The organism is Streptomyces javensis (genome assembly GCF_039525925.1).
GTDB lineage: Bacteria > Actinomycetota > Actinomycetes > Streptomycetales > Streptomycetaceae > Streptomyces > Streptomyces asiaticus.
The window spans coordinates 1-839 of the sequence record NZ_BAAAIF010000262.1; the positions used below are offsets into that span (position 1 = coordinate 1).

The following is an 839-nucleotide window of genomic DNA, read 5'->3' on the forward strand; positions in this document are numbered from 1 at the left end:
GCGTCCTGACCGCCATGACCCACAACTGCCTCGCCCACCACAACGAGAGCGAGGACGGCCCTGGTGCTGGGCCGGATGTCATCGCCTCCCTGCGCCGGGACCAGCCCGAGGTCAAGGCCGTGCTGACTTGTCTGGCACGGCAGTTCACCACAGGCGCGTCTATTGACTGGACCCCGCAACTCGGCGGCAGCGACAGCAACGCCCTGGGGGCTCACCTGGCCCTGCCCACCTATGCCTTCCAACGGCAGCGTTTCTGGCTCGACGCCCCGCACCACACAGTCGATGCCACCGACCTCGGCCTGGAAACCGTCGAACACCCATTGTTGGGAGCGGCCATCCCCCTTGCTGAGGGAGGACGGGTGTTCACGGGCCGCGTGTCCTTGCGTACGCATCCGTGGCTCGTCGACCACCAGGTGCTCAAGACCGTATTGGTACCCGGAACCGTCCTCGTCGAGATGGTGGTTCGTGCGGCGGATCGCGTCGGTTGCGGTCGGATGGATGAGCTGGCGCTGGAAGCACCGCTGATCCTGACGGAGGAGGGTGGCGTCCAGCTTCAGATAGTGGTGGAGGAGCCGGATGAGTCGGGTGTCCGGCCGGTAGCCGTGTACTCACGCCCGGAGGATCAAGAGTTCGCCGGTGATGCCGGGTGGGTTCGCCATGCCACGGGTTCGTTGGTGGCGGAGGGCTCGGCTGCTGGTGATGGGGTGGTGTTGGAGCAGTGGCCGCCGGTGGGTGCGGAGCCGGTGGTGGCTGATCTGGATGCGTTCTATGAGCGTTTCTCCGAGCGTGGGTTTGATTATGGTCCGGCGTTTAGGGGGTTGGAGGCGGTTTGGCGGCGT

At 65.9% G+C, this 839-nt stretch carries 1 protein-coding gene; it reads left to right on the forward strand.

All coding sequences use genetic code 11. The features are described 5' to 3' along the window. Nucleotides 1-839 (forward strand): polyketide synthase dehydratase domain-containing protein (locus ABD329_RS47865; RefSeq protein ID WP_425574490.1); only part of this gene is annotated, 839 nt, incomplete at both ends.